At 74.4% G+C, this 289-nt stretch carries 1 protein-coding gene; it reads left to right on the plus strand.

All coding sequences use genetic code 11. The features are described 5' to 3' along the window. The coding region (locus tag AOK16_RS28765; RefSeq protein ID WP_240483717.1) for an AMP-binding protein at nt 1-289 on the plus strand (289 nt) is incomplete at both ends.

The raw sequence follows: 289 nt of genomic DNA on the forward strand, positions 1-289 counted from the left end.
GGTGCGCCGAGTGGGCCGGGCGGGGGCCCGTACGACGTCTCCTCGCTGCGGCGCTGCGTCTCAGCCGGGGAGAACCTTCCGGCGACCACCTGGACGGCCTGGTACGAACGCACCGGGCTGAGGCTCATCAACGGCATCGGCGCGACCGAGCTGCTGCACATCTTCATCTCCGCCGCCGACGACGCGATCCGCCCCGGTACGACCGGGGTTCCCGTACCCGGCTTCCACGCGCGCGTGGTCGGGGACGACGGGCGGCCCATGCCCGACGGCGAGCCGGGGCTGCTGGCCG

The organism is Streptomyces pathocidini (assembly GCF_001418495.1).
Taxonomy (GTDB): Bacteria; Actinomycetota; Actinomycetes; order Streptomycetales; family Streptomycetaceae; genus Streptomyces; species Streptomyces pathocidini.